Origin of the sequence: Pseudomonas frederiksbergensis, assembly GCF_003732275.1 — a bacterium.
In the GTDB taxonomy this organism is placed as follows: domain Bacteria; phylum Pseudomonadota; class Gammaproteobacteria; order Pseudomonadales; family Pseudomonadaceae; genus Aquipseudomonas; species Aquipseudomonas frederiksbergensis_H.
Map to the genome: position 1 here is coordinate 36,694 of NZ_MOBM01000042.1, position 14,829 is coordinate 51,522.

The window sequence follows — 14,829 nt, forward strand, 5'->3', positions numbered from 1 at the left end:
GACATTCTTACGCAAAGTGGCGGCGGGTGCGAGTGGGGAGTACCTGGAAGGGCAAATTCATTGGGGGGACACCGGATAGCTGAACAGTTGCGGATTCTCGTCGCAGAATATTTTGAGGTTCTGTATTTTCAGCGCCCCTCCTCGGAACCATCGTCGGTTTTGTCCACTTCTCCGAAGTACCAGTGTTCGGATTCAAACTTCTGGCCGTCTTCATCCTCATGAACGAAGTGAAACCCTGCCTCATTCATCCCTTTCGGCAGTACAAGGCCCCACTCGGTGGCGAGGCTTCTGTCGGTGATTCGGATTTGGCGGAAATAACTGTAGTCGAACGGCAGGACGTGACCACGGTAGCGACTCATGTCGGTGTAAATGCAGATTTCGCTCGAGAACATGTCGGGGGTGGTGACGGTGGCTACTATCCTGCAGTTGATGGTGTTTTCAGGTCTGGCCTGAATCAGGTGGTGGGCGGCATTGATCAGTTGTTGGGCGCATTCCTTTTGAATGGCCAAGGTGGCTTGTTTGCCTTCCACCAACGTTTCCAATACCGGAATTTTGCAGTTTACATAGCCCTGATCGATGGGCAGGTCTTTAGGGAAGTAACCATCATAACCTGCTGCCCACGCTTTTAAAGCTCGCAGGCGGCGTGGGATGTTTCGTATTTTTTTGTTTGAAAATGCAATTCGGCGCATGGTGTTTGATTTTATCCTGAATATTTTTTGTATCCGCCCTATCGTCGTCGTGTATCAAGGTAGGCGGAAGGCAATCTGATAGTCGTGCCGGGCAGTGTCGATAGGATGCGTAAAGTAGGATTGAAGCAATGAAATCCATTCTGGAAGGACGTTGTATCCGCCATCGAATATTTGGTACTCATCTGTAAGTCCCAGTGTTGTAAATACGAAATCATCATCTTCGACAATGTTCGATAGCTCTTCTCCAAGCCCAAGGTCAGTGCTTTTGTCATACCACTCAAGTCTTATTCTTAAAGCCATACTGTGTTCCTTACATGAATTTTTTGATGTTGCGTTTTTTGTTCGGCGGCTTTCTTTGTTCCCCCGTCACATGATCGAAGGCGCCCTTCATGATCAACACTGCCTAATATCGTTGACTGGTCTTCTTTACCATTGCTCACGATAAGAAAACCCAACCTGATAAATGAACGTGCTCAAATCTATTTGGTGTCCGAAATAAGGTTGGAGCGTAGGGAGCCAAGCTTGAGTAACGTCAAACAACCCATTGTTAACGGTCTCCTCTATAGGCAAGCCGAGCACCTTCATCACCGAGCCGTCCTCCCCCAAGTCGCGGGAATACTCCTTACCTTTTTCGATGTCGGTAGCCTCATCGAACCAATGAATTCTGATTCGTAGTCCCATTGTTGCCTCACAAATATTTTTTGATATTTCGGCGCTTGTCCGCTGGCTTCAACTGATTACCGGTCAGGTGGCAGAACGCTCCTAAATGACTTCCGTCGCTGACTAGATATTTTTCAAGTTCGCCGTAACAATAGTCCCACTCGTAAAACTTGCGACCCTTGCTATCGATCCATCTATCTCGTACTCCACCGCCTCCTTGTCGCGGTGTTTTTCCACGGACCTGACGCAACCCCGCAATACCGTTGATCTCTTCTGTTTGTGGCGCGTCGATGTAATCGTGATCAGGATTGAGGAGTCTCTTCCTGGTATTTATCACCACATACAGCGGCCGCCCCCCTGAATCCAGGGGAAAAACCAGAATGAAATCCTGATACTCCGGCGGATAAATCGGGTTAACCAGAATATCGCGACTTGCCTGTGTAGGAGGGTAGACCCAGATCGTTGGCGCTTGAGGTGCCGCTTCCAATGAGGGAATGCCGAGAGTCTCGCCAGGGTCCACGGCCGGGGTCCAAATCAACTCCAAGCCTTCACCGAATTCGGCTACCTGCTGGCTGCCTCGGTCTTGAAACTGGATGACCGGAACCCTCTGCCAATCGGCATTTTTACCAGTGTAAAAGGCGTAACCCTTAAGGGAACCGTCGGCCTGCTGTTCGATGTTCAGCCGCACACGTGAGTTGGCTTGTTTGAGCGTGCGCAGTTGTTCATCGGTGTACAGCGCGCTGTCCCCCAGTTCACCAGGCCAGAGCAGCGCGATTAACCCGGCCAGAAAACCCGAGGCGACAGTCCCGCTGGCAACTGCGGCACCGCTCACAGCCGGGCCAGCCAAGGCAAGACCACCCAGTCCGATCGGCAACGCATTGCCGCTGATTTTCTTCAGAGGAATGGCGCCAGAGCTATCGGCTTGACGCCCGCCTAGAAGCGCAAAGTTTCCATAATCCTTCAATGCGTCCAGCGGAACAAAGCCCGATGGGTTCGCGTAATTGATGATCCCGTCCGGCAATTTGCAGGATTTGGCGAACACGCAACCCATGAGTGTTACTGGCTCAGGAGTCGTGGGCCGAGGTTCGGGAAAATCGGCAATGGGTTGGTATTCGTTTACGGATGGCGGCGGACGCAAGATACGGCGACGCAACTGCTCCTTGTAAGTCAGCGGGTATGAGCGTTCTGGCATGAATGGCGGACTTCCCTGTTGAGGGAATCAGCTTATGGGCGTGGTTGATTCCCGGACATTCCTGCCGGTCGACGCGTTGCGTAGGAAAGTTCATCTGAGTAATCGCTGACGGGAAACCATCCCCAATGCCACCCCTCTGACCGGTATAAGAGGGTTGCGTATTGCCCCAAGCAGTGGCGATATAAGCGCCTAATAAAATTTCAGGGGTTGTTGTATGCCGCTCGCCACGTTGATTCACCGCGCCAGTCTGCCCAGCCCGCAGGTGTCTGCGGCGCAAGCGCTTGAGCTGTTGAAAGAGCATTACGGGCTGAGCGGGCAGTTGCAGGCGCTTGGGAGCCAGCAGGATCTGAATTTCCGCGTCGACAGCGAGCAGGGGCGTTTCGTCCTGAAAATCAGCCGTGGTGATTATTCGGCGCTGGAGCTGCAAGCCCAGCACGCAGGGCTCAAGCATCTGGCTGAACATTCCGGCGTGCCGGTGCCTCGAGTGATTCCTGCCAAAAATGGCGCAGACCTGCTCTCCCTTGAGGTTAGTGGTCAAGCGGTGCATGTACGCCTGCTCGATTACATCGATGGACAATCCCTGACGTACCTCGATCATCTAAGCCATTCAGTAGTCGCTGGTTTCGGTCGGCTCTGCGGCGAAATGGACCTGGCGCTGGCCGGTTTCGATCATTCGGGGCTTGAGCGCACCCTTCAATGGGACGCCCGCCACGCCAACGCGTTGATCGCGCATTTGCTGCCGGTGATCAAGGATGAGCGGCAACGAGCGTTGATTGCTGAAGTGGCCGAACAGGCCGAGCGCCATTTGCAGCCCTTGGTGGATAAGCTGCCGGTGCAGGCGATTCACATGGACATCACCGACGACAACGTGGTCTGGCAGCGGGATTCGCAGCGCCAATGGCAGTTGCAGGGCGTGATCGATTTCGGCGATCTGGTCCGAACCTGGCGGATTACTGATCTATCGGTGACTTGCGCCGCGCTGCTGCATCATGCCGATGGCGATCCGTTCTACATTTTGCCGGCGGTTCGGGCTTATCACGCGGTCAACCCGTTGCTGCATGAAGAGTTGCTGGCGCTATGGCCGTTGATCGTCGCTCGTTCGGCGGTGCTGGTATTGAGTGGGGAACAGCAAGTCAGCATCGATCCGGGCAATGAGTACAGTCGCGACAACCTGACCCATGAGTGGGAAATTTTCCGTGTTGCCGCATCGATACCGTTGGCGTTGATGGAGGCGGCGATTCTTACCGCGGTCGGTCAAGGCCTGCCGAGCATCGACAGTGAAAGCTTCGCGCCATTGTTGCCGAGTCTGGTGGGGCGTGAATTTGCATTGATCGATCTGGGCGTGCTCAGTCCGCATTTCGAGGCGGGTAACTGGGAACAGCAAGGGATCGATCTGCATTTGTTGACGGAAGCCGCCGCGGCTCACGGTCTAGCGGCCAGTCGATATGGCCAGTATCGTCTGTCCCGCACTCGGCCGGACAGCGCCAGTGAACCGGACACTTTCCCGTTACATGTTGCATTGCGAGTGCCCGACGGCACGGCGGTCGAAGCACCATTTGCCGGGGTTATCCATATTGAAGGGGAGAACCTGCTGCAACTGGACGGCCCAGAGCTCAGCGTCCGATTGTGGGGCGTGGCCCCATCGGTACGCAGTAGCGCGGCGCTGGTCAAAGGCCAGGTGCTGGGTTCAGTCAGCGGGCCGTTGATCGTGCAGTTGTGTCGAAGTGCTCAGCTCGACGCGCCGTTGTTTTGTACGCCTTCGCGCGCGGCAGCCTGGCAGGCGTTATGTCCTTCACCTGCCGTGTTGTTGGGCCTGGCCTGTGATGCGGAAGAAGAGCTCGACCCGCAGACATTACTGGCCCGCCGTGACGCGAGTTTCGCTCGCTCCCAGAAGCACTATTACGTCGACCCGCCGCGCATCGAGCGAGGCTGGCGCAATCACCTGATCGACATGCAGGGCCGCTCTTACCTCGACATGCTCAACAACGTCGCGGTCCTGGGTCATGGCCATCCGCGCATGGCTGCCGTCGCTAGCCGGCAGTGGTCGTTGCTCAACACCAATTCGCGTTTTCACTACGCGGCGATTGCCGAGTTTTCCGAGCGTTTGCTGAAGCTGGCACCGGACAACATGGACCGCGTATTCCTGGTCAACAGCGGCACAGAGGCCAATGACCTGGCGATCCGTCTGGCCTGGGCTTATAGCGGCGGTCGCGACATGCTCAGCGTATTGGAGGCTTATCACGGCTGGTCGGTGGCGGCGGATGCAGTCTCGACTTCGATTGCCGACAACCCCAAGGCCTTGAGCAGCCGTCCGGACTGGGTGCATCCGGTGACCGCGCCGAACACCTATCGCGGTGAATTTCGTGGCGTCGACAGCGCCCCCGACTACGTGCGCAGCGTCGAACACAACCTGGCGAAAATCGCCGAGCAGAAACGCCAGTTAGCCGGTTTCATCTGCGAGCCGGTGTACGGCAATGCCGGCGGTATCTCGCTGCCGCCGGGCTATCTGAAGCAGGTCTATGCGCTGGTCCGCGCTCAGGGCGGGGTGTGCATCGCCGACGAAGTGCAGGTCGGTTACGGCCGCATGGGCAAGTTTTTCTGGGGATTCGAAGAGCAGGGCGTGGTCCCGGACATCATCACCATGGCCAAAGGCATGGGTAACGGCCAGCCGTTGGGCGCAGTCATTACCCGCCGGGAAATTGCTGAAGCGCTGGAGGCCGAGGGTTACTTCTTCTCGTCGGCCGGCGGCAGCCCGGTCAGTTGCCGGATCGGCATGGCAGTGCTGGATGTGATGGAAGAAGAAAAACTCTGGGAAAACGCTCAGGTCGTGGGCGGGTATTTCAAGGAACGGCTTGAAGCATTGATCGATCGGCATCCGTTGGTGGGCGCAGTGCATGGTTCCGGCTTCTATCTGGGCGTGGAGTTGATCCGTAATCGAGAAACCCTGGAGCCTGCGACCGAAGAAACCACGGCGTTGTGCGACCGTCTTCGTGAGTTAGGGATCTTCATGCAGTCGACGGGTGACTACCTGAACATCCTCAAGATCAAGCCGCCGATGGTCACCTCGCGTCAGAGCGTGGATTTCTTTGTCGACATGCTGTCGAAGGTTCTCGAAGAAGGGTTGTAAACACATACCCCTGTGGGAGCGAGCCTGCTCGCGAAAGCGGTCGAACATGCAATATTGATGTCGACTGACCCTCCGCTATCGCGCGCAGGCTCGCTCCCACAAGGGATCGCGTTAAATTCGATTATTATCTGTATTAAATGAATTATTTTCGACAGAAAGAATGTTTATTGCTTTAAAAGCCGATTTTTATCGGATATAAAGTCGCCATTGCCCACGGTGTGGACGAACCACGCCCGGTGCTGTCTCTTTCTGTCATCGGTCGATGCCATCCTCGACCTCAAGCACTTGCCCAGGAGATGATTCATGAGTCGTATCGTTACCGTCGCCGCTACCCAGATGGCCTGTTCCTGGGACCTTGAAGCCAACATCGAGACCGCTGAGAAGCTGGTCCGTGAGGCCGCGGCGAAAGGCGCGCAAATCATCCTGATCCAGGAGCTGTTCGAGGCGCCGTACTTCTGCCAGAAACCGAACCCGGATTACCTGCAACTCGCCACGACGGTCGAAGACAACGTCGCCATCAAGCACTTCCAGAAAGTCGCCAAAGAACTGCAGGTTGTTCTGCCGATCAGCTTCTACGAACTGGCCGGCCGCGCACGTTTCAACAGCATCGCGATCATCGATGCCGATGGCAGCAACCTCGGGATTTATCGTAAAAGCCATATCCCGGACGGCCCTGGCTATCACGAAAAGTACTACTTCAACCCGGGCGATACCGGCTTCAAAGTCTGGAGCACCCGTTACGCGAAAATCGGCGTGGGCATCTGCTGGGATCAGTGGTTCCCTGAGTGCGCCCGCAGCATGGCGCTGCAAGGTGCGGAAATCCTGTTCTACCCGACCGCCATCGGCAGCGAGCCACACGACAAGACCATTTCCTCCCGCGATCACTGGCAGCGCGTGCAACAAGGCCATGCCGGCGCCAACCTGATGCCGCTGATCGCCAGCAACCGCATCGGCAATGAAGAGCAGGACGGCTACGACATTACCTTCTACGGCTCGTCGTTCATTGCCAACCAGTTTGGCGAGAAAGTCCAAGAACTGAACGAAACAGAAGAAGGCATTCTGGTTCACAGTTTCGACTTCGATGAGCTGGAGCATATCCGCAGCGCATGGGGCTCGTTCCGTGACCGTCGCCCGAACCTGTATGGCGCGATCAAAACCCTCGACGGTTCCCTGGAGTCCTGAACCATGACCACTTTGAACAGCACCCCTCGCACCGACGGCTTTTACATGCCAGCCGAATGGGCGCCACAGACCCAGACCTGGATGGTCTGGCCCGAGCGCCCGGACAACTGGCGCCTGGGCGGTAAACCGGCGCAAGCCGCGCATGTGGCGGTGGCCAAGGCCATCGCGCGTTTCGAACCGGTGACCGTGGCGGTTTCCGCTGGCCAGTACGAAAATGCTCGTGCCCGGCTCGACGTGCCGAATATTCGTCTGGTGGAGATGTCCAGCGATGACGCCTGGGTTCGGGATACTGGCCCGACCTTCGTTATTAACAACCGCGGCGAAGTCCGTGGTGTGGATTGGGACTTCAATGCCTGGGGCGGTTTCGACGGTGGTCTGTATTCGCCGTGGAACCGTGACTCGCAGGTGGCGGGCAAGATCCTCGAAATCGAGCGCAGCCCGCGCTACCGCACCGAAGGTTTTGTGCTCGAAGGCGGCTCGATCCATGTCGATGGCGAAGGCACCCTGATCACCACCGAAGAGTGCTTGCTCAATCGCAATCGCAACCCGCACATGGATCGCGCGCAGATCGAAGCGGTGCTCAGCGCCCATCTGGCTGTGGATAAGATCATTTGGCTGCCGGACGGTTTGTTCAACGACGAAACCGACGGCCATGTGGATAACTTCTGCTGCTATGTGCGTCCGGGAGAAGTACTGCTGGCCTGGACCGACGACCCGCAAGACCCGAACTATCCGCGATGCCAGGCGGCAATGAACGTGCTGCAAAACAGCACCGATGCCAAGGGTCGCCCGTTCACAGTGCACAAGATGCCGATTCCGGGGCCGCTGTATGCGACCGAAGACGAATGCGCAGGTGTCGATCCGGTGGATGGCACTCAGGAACGCAATCCGACTGTTCGTCTGGCCGGCTCTTATGTGAACTTCCTGATCGTCAACGGCGGCATCATCGCGCCGAGCTTCGACGACCCGTTGGACGGTCCGGCCAAAGAGATTTTGCAGGCTTTGTTCCCGCAGCATGAAGTAGTCATGGTACCGGGTCGCGAACTGTTACTGGGCGGCGGTAACATCCACTGCCTTACCCAACAACAGCCCGCACCGCACAAGGAGTGAGTGAGGACGTAACAGCTTGAGTTGATTGAAGAAACGATTGAGCAACGATTTAGCGTCGTTATTTCGCAGAAAGCCCGCAGCCCATCAGGACCGCGGGCTTTTTTGTATCCACTTGTCGACACTTCGAAAATATTGGCACAGCTCTTGTATCTTCGATGGCGCAACATGGGGAGGGAGAGAACTTCGATGTTCTGTCATAAACCTTGGATAAGTTAGCCGCTCACAATCCAGGAGAGAGCGCTGAGATGAACGCCGAAATGAACGTGATGAGCGAGCGGACACTGCATCCCCTGGCAGTTAATGGCGAATCGCTCCAGGTCTTGGCGCAGTGGTTGAAGTCCAATGGAACGCGTCAGATCAGGGAAGCTGATCCGCGCCGGATGATGATCGAGCGCTACCCCGCTGGTTTATTCAGCGAGGCGGAACTGGAAGCACTGTGGGATGTGATGGAAGGATAAGAAGAAAAACAACGGATTGATAAAAGCGCTGCCGGGAAGGCGGCGCTTTTTTATGCCTGTTGAAAAATTGGCGCTTGTCAGGACGTCAAGATCGCAGCCTTCGGCAGCTCCTACATAGATCGGCGTAGGAGCTGCCGCAGGCTGCGATCTTTTGATCTTGCCAAGGCCATCACCTGGCGGAAGAAAAAAGCATTCGACCGATTCATGAAACAGACTGAAAGCCATTCCAGCGTTTTTCCGAAACTGTCTGGGGATTAATCTGCCGGCGTTGAGTTTTCCTACTTTGTTGCCGGAGTCTTCCCATGATCCTTCACTACATTTACGACCCTTTGTGCGGCTGGTGTTACGGCGCTAAACCTTTGGTCCAGGCTGCCCAAACCGTGTTGCCGGTGATCGCCCACGGTGGCGGCATGATGACCGGTGCCAACCGCCAGACTGTTTCGCCACAACTGCGCAACTACGTGATGCCCCACGACCGACGCATCGCCGAGTACACCGGCCAGCCGTTTGGCGAGGCGTATTTTGAGGGGCTGTTGCGCGATGAGACGGCAGTGTTCGATTCCGCGCCGCCGATTGCCGCCGTACTGGCAGCCGAGCAGATCGCTGGACGCGGTCTTGAATTGCTGGGGCGTTTGCAGTCGGCTCATTACGTGGAGGGTCGACGCATCGCTGACGAAGCCGTTCTGCTGGAACTCGCCACAAAGACAGGTCTTGAACCTGAGGCGTTCCAACAGGCATTTAATGAAGCCGACACCGAACGCCATATCAAGGACAGTCGCGCACTCTTGGCCAACGTCGGCGGTCAGGGCTTCCCGACCTTCGCGTTGGAGCAGGATGGTCAGTTCACTCTGATCGATATCGGCCCTTGGCTGGGCAAGCCACAAGCCTTCGCCCAATGGCTGAGCCAGTCGCTTGCGGCAAAAGAGTCGTCATCCGCGTTTCATGCCTGTGGCCTCGACGGCTGCGCTCATTGAATTCATCTGGAGTCATCATGGACAACCTGAGCCTGATCAAAAGCACCTACGAAGGCGCCAGCTCCCAGGAGAACGCGCGCAACACCGCTGCTGCGCTGGCCGATGACGCTCGCTGGACCGAAGCCGCAGGTTTTCCTTACGCCGGGACCTATGTCGGTTTCGACGCTATCGTCGAAAACGTCTTCAAGCGCCTGGCCACCGAGTGGGAAAACTTTCAGTTCAAGGTCGAGAACTACGTCGCACAAGACGACAAGGTATTTGCCTATGGCAATTACAGCGGAATCTACAAAGCAACCGGCTGCCCGATGAATGCTCGGGTCGCTCACTTGTGGACCCTGGCCAACGGCAAAGTCACGCATTTCGAACAATTCGTCGACAGCCACACCGTGCAATTGGCTATCGCTGACAAGTGATTTCTTAGAAGTTTTTCGCCTATTCACAGACGATTCCTGAAATTGACACATCATTAAAGGCGCGGCTAGGATGCGCCCCAACGCCTGTGGCTAACCGCCATGACTCACAAAACAATAAAAGGCCCGCCGCGAATTTTCGTGGGCGGGCCTTTTTGTTTTGGGGTGAAAAAAGAGCGCGATAGCGCCGTTTCAGTGGTTCGACACAGCGCGTATCAACCCGTAATAAGGAAAATAACATGTTGAACAAGCGAATCAGCCTGATCGCACTGGGGATGTTGAGCGCCACTCAGGCTATGGCTAACGACCAGGCCGAGTCCAAAGGTTTTGTTGAAGACAGCAGCCTCAAAGTGCTGCTGCGTAACGCCTACATCAACCGTGACTATAAAGACGGCAACCCGGACAAAGCCGAATGGGGCCAAGCGGCCATCGGTACTTTCTCGTCCGGTTTCACTCAAGGCACCGTTGGTGTGGGTGTGGATGCCTTCGGTCTGTACGCACTGCGTCTGGATGGCGGCAAGGGCCGCAGCGGCGCCGGTGGTATCGACTTCTTCAAACAGGGCGACAGCGGCAGTGCAGCTAACGATCTGTCGAAGGGTGGTGCGGCAGTCAAGTTCCGTCTCTCCAGCACTACCCTGACCTATGGCGACCAGATGCCGGCCTTGCCGGTGCTGAATTACGACAACTCACGCCTGCTGCCGGAAAGCTACACCGGCACCCTGATCACCTCCAAGGAGATCAAGGGTCTGGAGTTGAACGCAGGTCGCTTCACCGCCGAATCGCGCAAAAGCGCTGAAGGCCGTGACAGCGGTGGCTTGAAGTCGATCAACGTGTTGGGCGGTAGCTACCAGTTCACCGAACAGTTCAAGGCTGCGCTGTACGCGTCTGACGTCGAAGACGTGCTGAAGAAGCAATACGTGAACGCCAACTACGTGTTCCCGATCGACAAGGATCAGTCCCTGACCCTGGACTTCAACGGTTACCGCACCAAGCTGGACGATTCCTACGTCCGCGAAAGCGGTGCTACCGGCGACGACAACAAGATCTGGAGCCTGGCAGCGACCGTCGTCACCGGCCCGCACTCGTTTACAGTCGCTCATCAACGCAGTACTGGCGACAGCAACCTGGGTTACGCCTACGGCGGCTACCAGAAGGATCAAGGTCGCGTCGGCGACGGCGGTAACACCATCTACCTGGCGAACTCCTACTGGTCCGACTTCAACGCCGAAGACGAACGCAGCTGGCAGTTAGGCTACGGTCTGGACTTCAGCGCCTTCGGCGTTCCGGGCCTGAGCTACAACGTGGCCTACGTGCGGGGTGACAACATCACCACTTCCACCAGCGAAGGCGGCACCGAGCGCGAGATCTTCAACCAGTTCAAGTACGTCGTGCAAAGTGGCCCGGCCAAAGACCTGAGCGTGAAGGTACGCAGCTCGATCCTGCGCGTGTCGCAGAAATCCAGCGAGTACAACGTCAGCGGCAACGAACTGCGCGTGTTCGTGGATTACCCGATCAACATCTTCTGATGATCGACTGAGTTGTCCAGACTCGATAAAAGCCCCGACTGGTTCGGGGTTTTTTTTCGCCTCATGAGCGTAGGAAAATACCAAAAATAGCTGTTTTCGATCGTAAAAAGTCGAATTAAAGCAACTTCATACCGCGTTTCAAGCAACGCTTGATATGCCTGAAATTCTTTCTCATGGGCCCCAAATCCTGCACCTACTAGATTAAGCCGCTAAATGCAGTGGAGACCTAGTAATGATCGTTTTGAACAGAGAAGTTGGCGAATCGCTACGGCGCGACAAATATGTCAACGTCCAGGGAGCCGACTTCAATCTCTTCGGTCATTTTTCCGACTTCGTCAGATTGACCAAAAGTTGGGAAAGCATGGAGCCGGACAGTTATTACGGCCAAGCCGATGCGGGCATGCGTTTCCGTCGTTACAGCGATTTCGAATACAACCCGGTCACCCGTGACTTGAAGCAGCTGGAACACCGCGCCTACGTGCAATCGAAGGCCAACAACAGCTATGTCGGCGGACTTGAGCGGCACTTCCAAGACTTCTCCAATGAAGTCATTAATTCGCCGGTGATGCGCAGCCTCATCGATGCGGATTTCGAGGTGTACAAAAACGTATTGCCGCCGGAGTTGCACGACGAAATCTGGCAATGCCAGATCCATCAGATCCGCATCGAGATCAAGCCAGGCAAGCAACTGGAAATTACCCCTGAGGGTATTCATTGCGACGGTTATCCGTTCAGCGGTGTGCATTTCTGGGGCCGCAACAACGTGGATGGGGCGGAAAGCCGTTTGTATTCGGCCCAAGAAGAACAATTGGCAGCGACGACCTATCTGGAAATCCTCGACACCACCTACTTCCTCGATCGCGACATGCGTCACTACGTGACACCGGCACGCAACACCCATGCTCACGAAATGGCTTATCGGCAGATTCTGGCCATTTCCTTCTCGCGGCCCGGGACCGCTTTCGACATTGTTCGCTGAACAGCTAGACCCCATGATGCATATCGCCGAGTGCCCTGCACCGGTGATGCTGCAGCGCGCGACGGCCAAGGATGCCCAACGTCTGGAACGCTTCTTTCGGCAATTCGAAGAAGTGTCGTTCTGTGAATGGCAGGACGCCAAATGCCTGCGCGGAGTGTTGGTGCAAAAAACCACCGCTGCGTTCCTCGCTCTCGATATCCGTGGCGAAGTGGTCGGCGCGGTGTTGGGCGGCATGCTCGGTAGCCGTGGCACCATCAATCACTTGGCGGTGAGCCCGGTGTATCGCAGCCAGGGCGTTGGTCAGCGCTTGGTGGAAGCGGCTTCGGCAGACATGAAACGGGTCGGTGTGCTGCGGATGTTCCTGTTTGTTGACGATGCTAACCTTGCCGGCAAACGTTTTTGGAGTGCCCAAGGCTTTTGCGAACCGCGCGGCGAAACTACCTTTGAGAGGGACTTATGAATGAGACGTCCAGCAGCCAGCCGCTGATGGTCGAGCCACAGCCCTCGCGTACGTTCGCTGAAGCCAGCCCGGTGATTGCGGGCTACTTCACAGTGTCGTTTGTGTTCGGTTTGATGGCCGTCAATGCCGGATTGCCCGTGTGGCTGCCGGTCGCGATGTGCCTGTTCGTCTACGCCGGTGCCTCGCAGTTCGCCGCCCTGGCGCTGATCTCCAGCGGCGCGTCACTGACCACCATTATCCTCACCACGTTTCTGATCAATGCGCGGCACATGCTGATGTCGGTCTACATGGCCAAGGCCTTGCAGGCGATGGGGCTCAGTCGTCTCGAGCGGTGGTGTTACGCCGGTGGGCTGACCGATGAATCGTTCGCCTTCCACAGCGTCAAACTGGGCAAGGGTTCGCCGGTCAATGTGCGTTACCTGATTGGCTTCAATCTGTATTGCCACACGTCGTGGGTGCTCGGCGGTTTGCTGGGCGCGATCTGCGCGCAGTACGCGGCGCACCTGATCAAATATCAGCTCGACTATGCGCTGACCGCGATGATGCTCTACGTGCTGGTATCGCTGTGTAACACCCGTAACAAACTGATCGCCGCACTGGCCGCGGTTGCCTGCATGGGTGCCCTGAGCCTGATCGGCAGCTCACCCTTCAACGTGTTCATCGCCACATTTGTGGGCTGCGGGGTGGGTGTATGCCTGACCAAACGTTCCTGATCCTGGTCGTCGTACTGATGATGGTCGTGACATTCCTGCCGCGCGCGTTGCCGCTGCAGGTGAGCACCGATCATTGGCCACCCCTGGTCGCCCGCGCGCTGGAATACCTGCCGGTGGCGATCGTCGCTGCAATCAGCCTTACGCCGCTGTTGATCAAGGATCAGCAGGTGCAGCTCGATCGCCCGGAATTTTATGCAGCCATTCCGACGTTGTTATGTGCGTATTTCAGCAAAAACCTCTTTCTCAGCGTAGCGGTGGGAACGGCTGCGTACATCGCGCTCGGATCGTTCATGTAGCGACAGAGTGACCACGTCGTTCAAGGCCTGGCCCGACAACTCGGCGTTATTGACCGCCAGCCGCACTTCGAGGGAATCCTCGAAACCCGGAAAAATGGTCAAGCCATTACGCAGGGCCGCCTCACGGGAAACCATGCCGAGGCCGTCCATTTGCGTGATCAACGACAGAGTCAGGGTCTCACTGCAGGAATAGATCATCCGCTTGCCTGACTCGTAATTACCAAGGCCGGCGTCGAGAAAACGCAAGAAGCTGTGGGAATACGGACAATCGTCGGCGGGCCGAACCTGAAACTTATTGCCGAGCAGCATTAGCGGATCGTTTTCCTGACCGCAATGAGCACCGACCACCTGCACCTGTACATTGGGCAGGGCAATGCTGGGCAACCCCGGGTGTTGCGGCCCGATCAGCACGGCCAGGTCAAAGTCCTCATTCTTCAACTTGCTGAGGTTTTCCATCGACTCTGCGTAGCTGAATTCCAGCTGATAATCAGGAAACACCTCAATGAGGCGTCCGATCATGCGCCGGTTGAAGTCGGCCGAGAGCGTGGTGTTAAGTGCAACCTTGAGCGTGCGCTGCCCAGGCACCTTGAGCGTGGCGACTTTCTCTTCCAGTTGCCGCGTGGCGACCAATACCTTGTCCATGTAGGGCGTGAGCTCCGTGCCCTGTGTTGTCAGGGTCAGCCCCTTGTTGGAGCGACGAAACAACCGAAAACCGAACTGCTCTTCGACCTTGTTCAACTGCGCAGCCAATGCCTGCACGCTCAAACAGGAATGCTCTGCCGCCGCCGACAATGAGCCGGTCTGCACGATGCGCATGAGGTTGCGTAAGGTTCTGCTATCCATTTGGGTAATGCCCTCTAAAGTGGGCTGGCTATTGTTGTGTACCTGACCGCCCCGGTGGGCGTCGGTCGCGTGCTGGCTATGATCCTGCACCTGAGCAAGCTTGTCCCGAGTTTAGTAGTGAAATGATTCTGCGTCCGATGGCTGGAGGCTTACGCAGGATCCAGATTTTTGGTGAGGGATAGATGATCGGGGTCAAAAAATGGCTCGGAT

16 protein-coding genes are annotated in these 14,829 nt (G+C 56.4%); 11 read left to right on the top strand and 5 right to left on the bottom strand.

Features of this window, described 5'->3' with window-relative positions; all coding sequences use genetic code 11:
* Nucleotides 1–128: 128 nt before the first annotated feature.
* The 4 genes from BK662_RS33080 to BK662_RS33095 all read right to left on the bottom strand — a co-directional run bounded on the left by BK662_RS33080 (nt 129) and on the right by BK662_RS33095 (nt 2,541).
* Complete coding sequence (locus BK662_RS33080) at nt 129–689, bottom strand: DUF3916 domain-containing protein (protein ID WP_123361074.1); 561 nt, start codon at nt 687–689, stop codon at nt 129–131.
* A gap of 54 nt (nt 690–743) precedes the next feature.
* The gene (locus tag BK662_RS33085; protein ID WP_123361075.1) at nt 744–989 is read right to left on the bottom strand and encodes a colicin E3-like toxin immunity protein; all 246 of its coding nucleotides are present in this window, start codon (nt 987–989) and stop codon (nt 744–746) included.
* 126 nt (nt 990–1,115) lie between these two features.
* Nucleotides 1,116–1,370 carry a colicin E3-like toxin immunity protein gene (locus BK662_RS33090; protein ID WP_052962854.1) on the bottom strand — a complete coding sequence of 85 codons (255 nt, stop codon included), beginning with the start codon at nt 1,368–1,370 and terminating at the stop codon, nt 1,116–1,118.
* A 7-nt stretch (nt 1,371–1,377) separates the two neighbouring features.
* On the bottom strand, nt 1,378–2,541 hold the full coding sequence (locus BK662_RS33095) for an S-type pyocin domain-containing protein (RefSeq protein WP_123361076.1): 1,164 nt from the start codon (nt 2,539–2,541) through the stop codon (nt 1,378–1,380).
* Nucleotides 2,542–2,755: 214 nt separating this feature from the next.
* On the opposite strand from BK662_RS33095, the gene BK662_RS33100 reads away from it, so the two are divergent.
* From BK662_RS33100 to BK662_RS33150, 11 genes are all read left to right on the top strand, one after another.
* Nucleotides 2,756–5,668, top strand: a complete 2,913-nt coding sequence (locus BK662_RS33100; protein WP_123361077.1) for an aminotransferase — start codon at nt 2,756–2,758, stop codon at nt 5,666–5,668.
* Nucleotides 5,669–5,971: 303 nt separating this feature from the next.
* On the top strand, nt 5,972–6,850 hold the full coding sequence (aguB, locus tag BK662_RS33105) for an N-carbamoylputrescine amidase (RefSeq protein ID WP_123361078.1): 879 nt from the start codon (nt 5,972–5,974) through the stop codon (nt 6,848–6,850).
* A gap of 3 nt (nt 6,851–6,853) precedes the next feature.
* A complete protein-coding gene (gene aguA, locus BK662_RS33110) occupies nt 6,854–7,960 on the top strand; it encodes an agmatine deiminase (protein WP_123361079.1) in 1,107 nt (368 codons plus the stop codon).
* A 245-nt stretch (nt 7,961–8,205) separates the two neighbouring features.
* Nucleotides 8,206–8,418, top strand: coding sequence for a hypothetical protein (locus BK662_RS33115; RefSeq protein WP_123361080.1), 213 nt, complete (start codon nt 8,206–8,208; stop codon nt 8,416–8,418).
* Between the two features lie 302 nt (nt 8,419–8,720).
* Nucleotides 8,721–9,392 (top strand): DsbA family protein, encoded by a 672-nt coding sequence (locus BK662_RS33120; protein WP_123361081.1) that lies wholly within the window; start codon nt 8,721–8,723, stop codon nt 9,390–9,392.
* Between the two features lie 17 nt (nt 9,393–9,409).
* Nucleotides 9,410–9,805 carry a nuclear transport factor 2 family protein gene (locus BK662_RS33125; RefSeq protein WP_123361082.1) on the top strand — a complete coding sequence of 132 codons (396 nt, stop codon included), beginning with the start codon at nt 9,410–9,412 and terminating at the stop codon, nt 9,803–9,805.
* Nucleotides 9,806–10,041: 236 nt separating this feature from the next.
* Nucleotides 10,042–11,328, top strand: coding sequence for an OprD family porin (locus BK662_RS33130; RefSeq protein ID WP_123361083.1), 1,287 nt, complete (start codon nt 10,042–10,044; stop codon nt 11,326–11,328).
* Between the two features lie 232 nt (nt 11,329–11,560).
* The gene (locus BK662_RS33135) at nt 11,561–12,307 is read left to right on the top strand and encodes a 2OG-Fe dioxygenase family protein (protein WP_123361084.1); all 747 of its coding nucleotides are present in this window, start codon (nt 11,561–11,563) and stop codon (nt 12,305–12,307) included.
* A gap of 46 nt (nt 12,308–12,353) precedes the next feature.
* Nucleotides 12,354–12,767, top strand: a complete 414-nt coding sequence (locus BK662_RS33140; RefSeq protein ID WP_185047222.1) for a GNAT family N-acetyltransferase — start codon at nt 12,354–12,356, stop codon at nt 12,765–12,767.
* Nucleotides 12,764–13,480 carry an AzlC family ABC transporter permease gene (locus tag BK662_RS33145; protein WP_123361085.1) on the top strand — a complete coding sequence of 239 codons (717 nt, stop codon included), beginning with the start codon at nt 12,764–12,766 and terminating at the stop codon, nt 13,478–13,480. Before BK662_RS33140 ends, BK662_RS33145 begins: the two co-directional genes overlap by 4 nt.
* Nucleotides 13,459–13,776 (top strand): branched-chain amino acid transport AzlD family protein, encoded by a 318-nt coding sequence (locus tag BK662_RS33150; protein ID WP_048396038.1) that lies wholly within the window; start codon nt 13,459–13,461, stop codon nt 13,774–13,776. The genes BK662_RS33145 and BK662_RS33150 overlap by 22 nt, the downstream gene beginning before the upstream one ends.
* Here the strand turns inward: BK662_RS33150 and BK662_RS33155 are convergent.
* Nucleotides 13,693–14,619, bottom strand: a complete 927-nt coding sequence (locus BK662_RS33155; RefSeq protein WP_123361086.1) for a LysR family transcriptional regulator — start codon at nt 14,617–14,619, stop codon at nt 13,693–13,695. The two genes, BK662_RS33150 and BK662_RS33155, sit on opposite strands and share 84 nt — an antisense overlap.
* Nucleotides 14,620–14,829 lie beyond the last annotated feature (210 nt).

What these genes read in the sequence shown, in the direction of transcription:
- BK662_RS33080 (WP_123361074.1), bottom strand. Translation starts at nt 689, where the DNA reads ATGCGCCGAATTGCATTTTCAAACAAAAAAATACGAAACATCCCACGC.
- BK662_RS33085 (WP_123361075.1), bottom strand. Translation starts at nt 989, where the DNA reads ATGGCTTTAAGAATAAGACTTGAGTGGTATGACAAAAGCACTGACCTT.
- BK662_RS33090 (WP_052962854.1), bottom strand. Translation starts at nt 1,370, where the DNA reads ATGGGACTACGAATCAGAATTCATTGGTTCGATGAGGCTACCGACATC.
- BK662_RS33095 (WP_123361076.1), bottom strand. Translation starts at nt 2,541, where the DNA reads ATGCCAGAACGCTCATACCCGCTGACTTACAAGGAGCAGTTGCGTCGC.
- BK662_RS33100 (WP_123361077.1), top strand. Translation starts at nt 2,756, where the DNA reads ATGCCGCTCGCCACGTTGATTCACCGCGCCAGTCTGCCCAGCCCGCAG.
- aguB (WP_123361078.1), top strand. Translation starts at nt 5,972, where the DNA reads ATGAGTCGTATCGTTACCGTCGCCGCTACCCAGATGGCCTGTTCCTGG.
- aguA (WP_123361079.1), top strand. Translation starts at nt 6,854, where the DNA reads ATGACCACTTTGAACAGCACCCCTCGCACCGACGGCTTTTACATGCCA.
- BK662_RS33115 (WP_123361080.1), top strand. Translation starts at nt 8,206, where the DNA reads ATGAACGCCGAAATGAACGTGATGAGCGAGCGGACACTGCATCCCCTG.
- BK662_RS33120 (WP_123361081.1), top strand. Translation starts at nt 8,721, where the DNA reads ATGATCCTTCACTACATTTACGACCCTTTGTGCGGCTGGTGTTACGGC.
- BK662_RS33125 (WP_123361082.1), top strand. Translation starts at nt 9,410, where the DNA reads ATGGACAACCTGAGCCTGATCAAAAGCACCTACGAAGGCGCCAGCTCC.
- BK662_RS33130 (WP_123361083.1), top strand. Translation starts at nt 10,042, where the DNA reads ATGTTGAACAAGCGAATCAGCCTGATCGCACTGGGGATGTTGAGCGCC.
- BK662_RS33135 (WP_123361084.1), top strand. Translation starts at nt 11,561, where the DNA reads ATGATCGTTTTGAACAGAGAAGTTGGCGAATCGCTACGGCGCGACAAA.
- BK662_RS33140 (WP_185047222.1), top strand. Translation starts at nt 12,354, where the DNA reads ATGCTGCAGCGCGCGACGGCCAAGGATGCCCAACGTCTGGAACGCTTC.
- BK662_RS33145 (WP_123361085.1), top strand. Translation starts at nt 12,764, where the DNA reads ATGAATGAGACGTCCAGCAGCCAGCCGCTGATGGTCGAGCCACAGCCC.
- BK662_RS33150 (WP_048396038.1), top strand. Translation starts at nt 13,459, where the DNA reads ATGCCTGACCAAACGTTCCTGATCCTGGTCGTCGTACTGATGATGGTC.
- BK662_RS33155 (WP_123361086.1), bottom strand. Translation starts at nt 14,619, where the DNA reads ATGGATAGCAGAACCTTACGCAACCTCATGCGCATCGTGCAGACCGGC.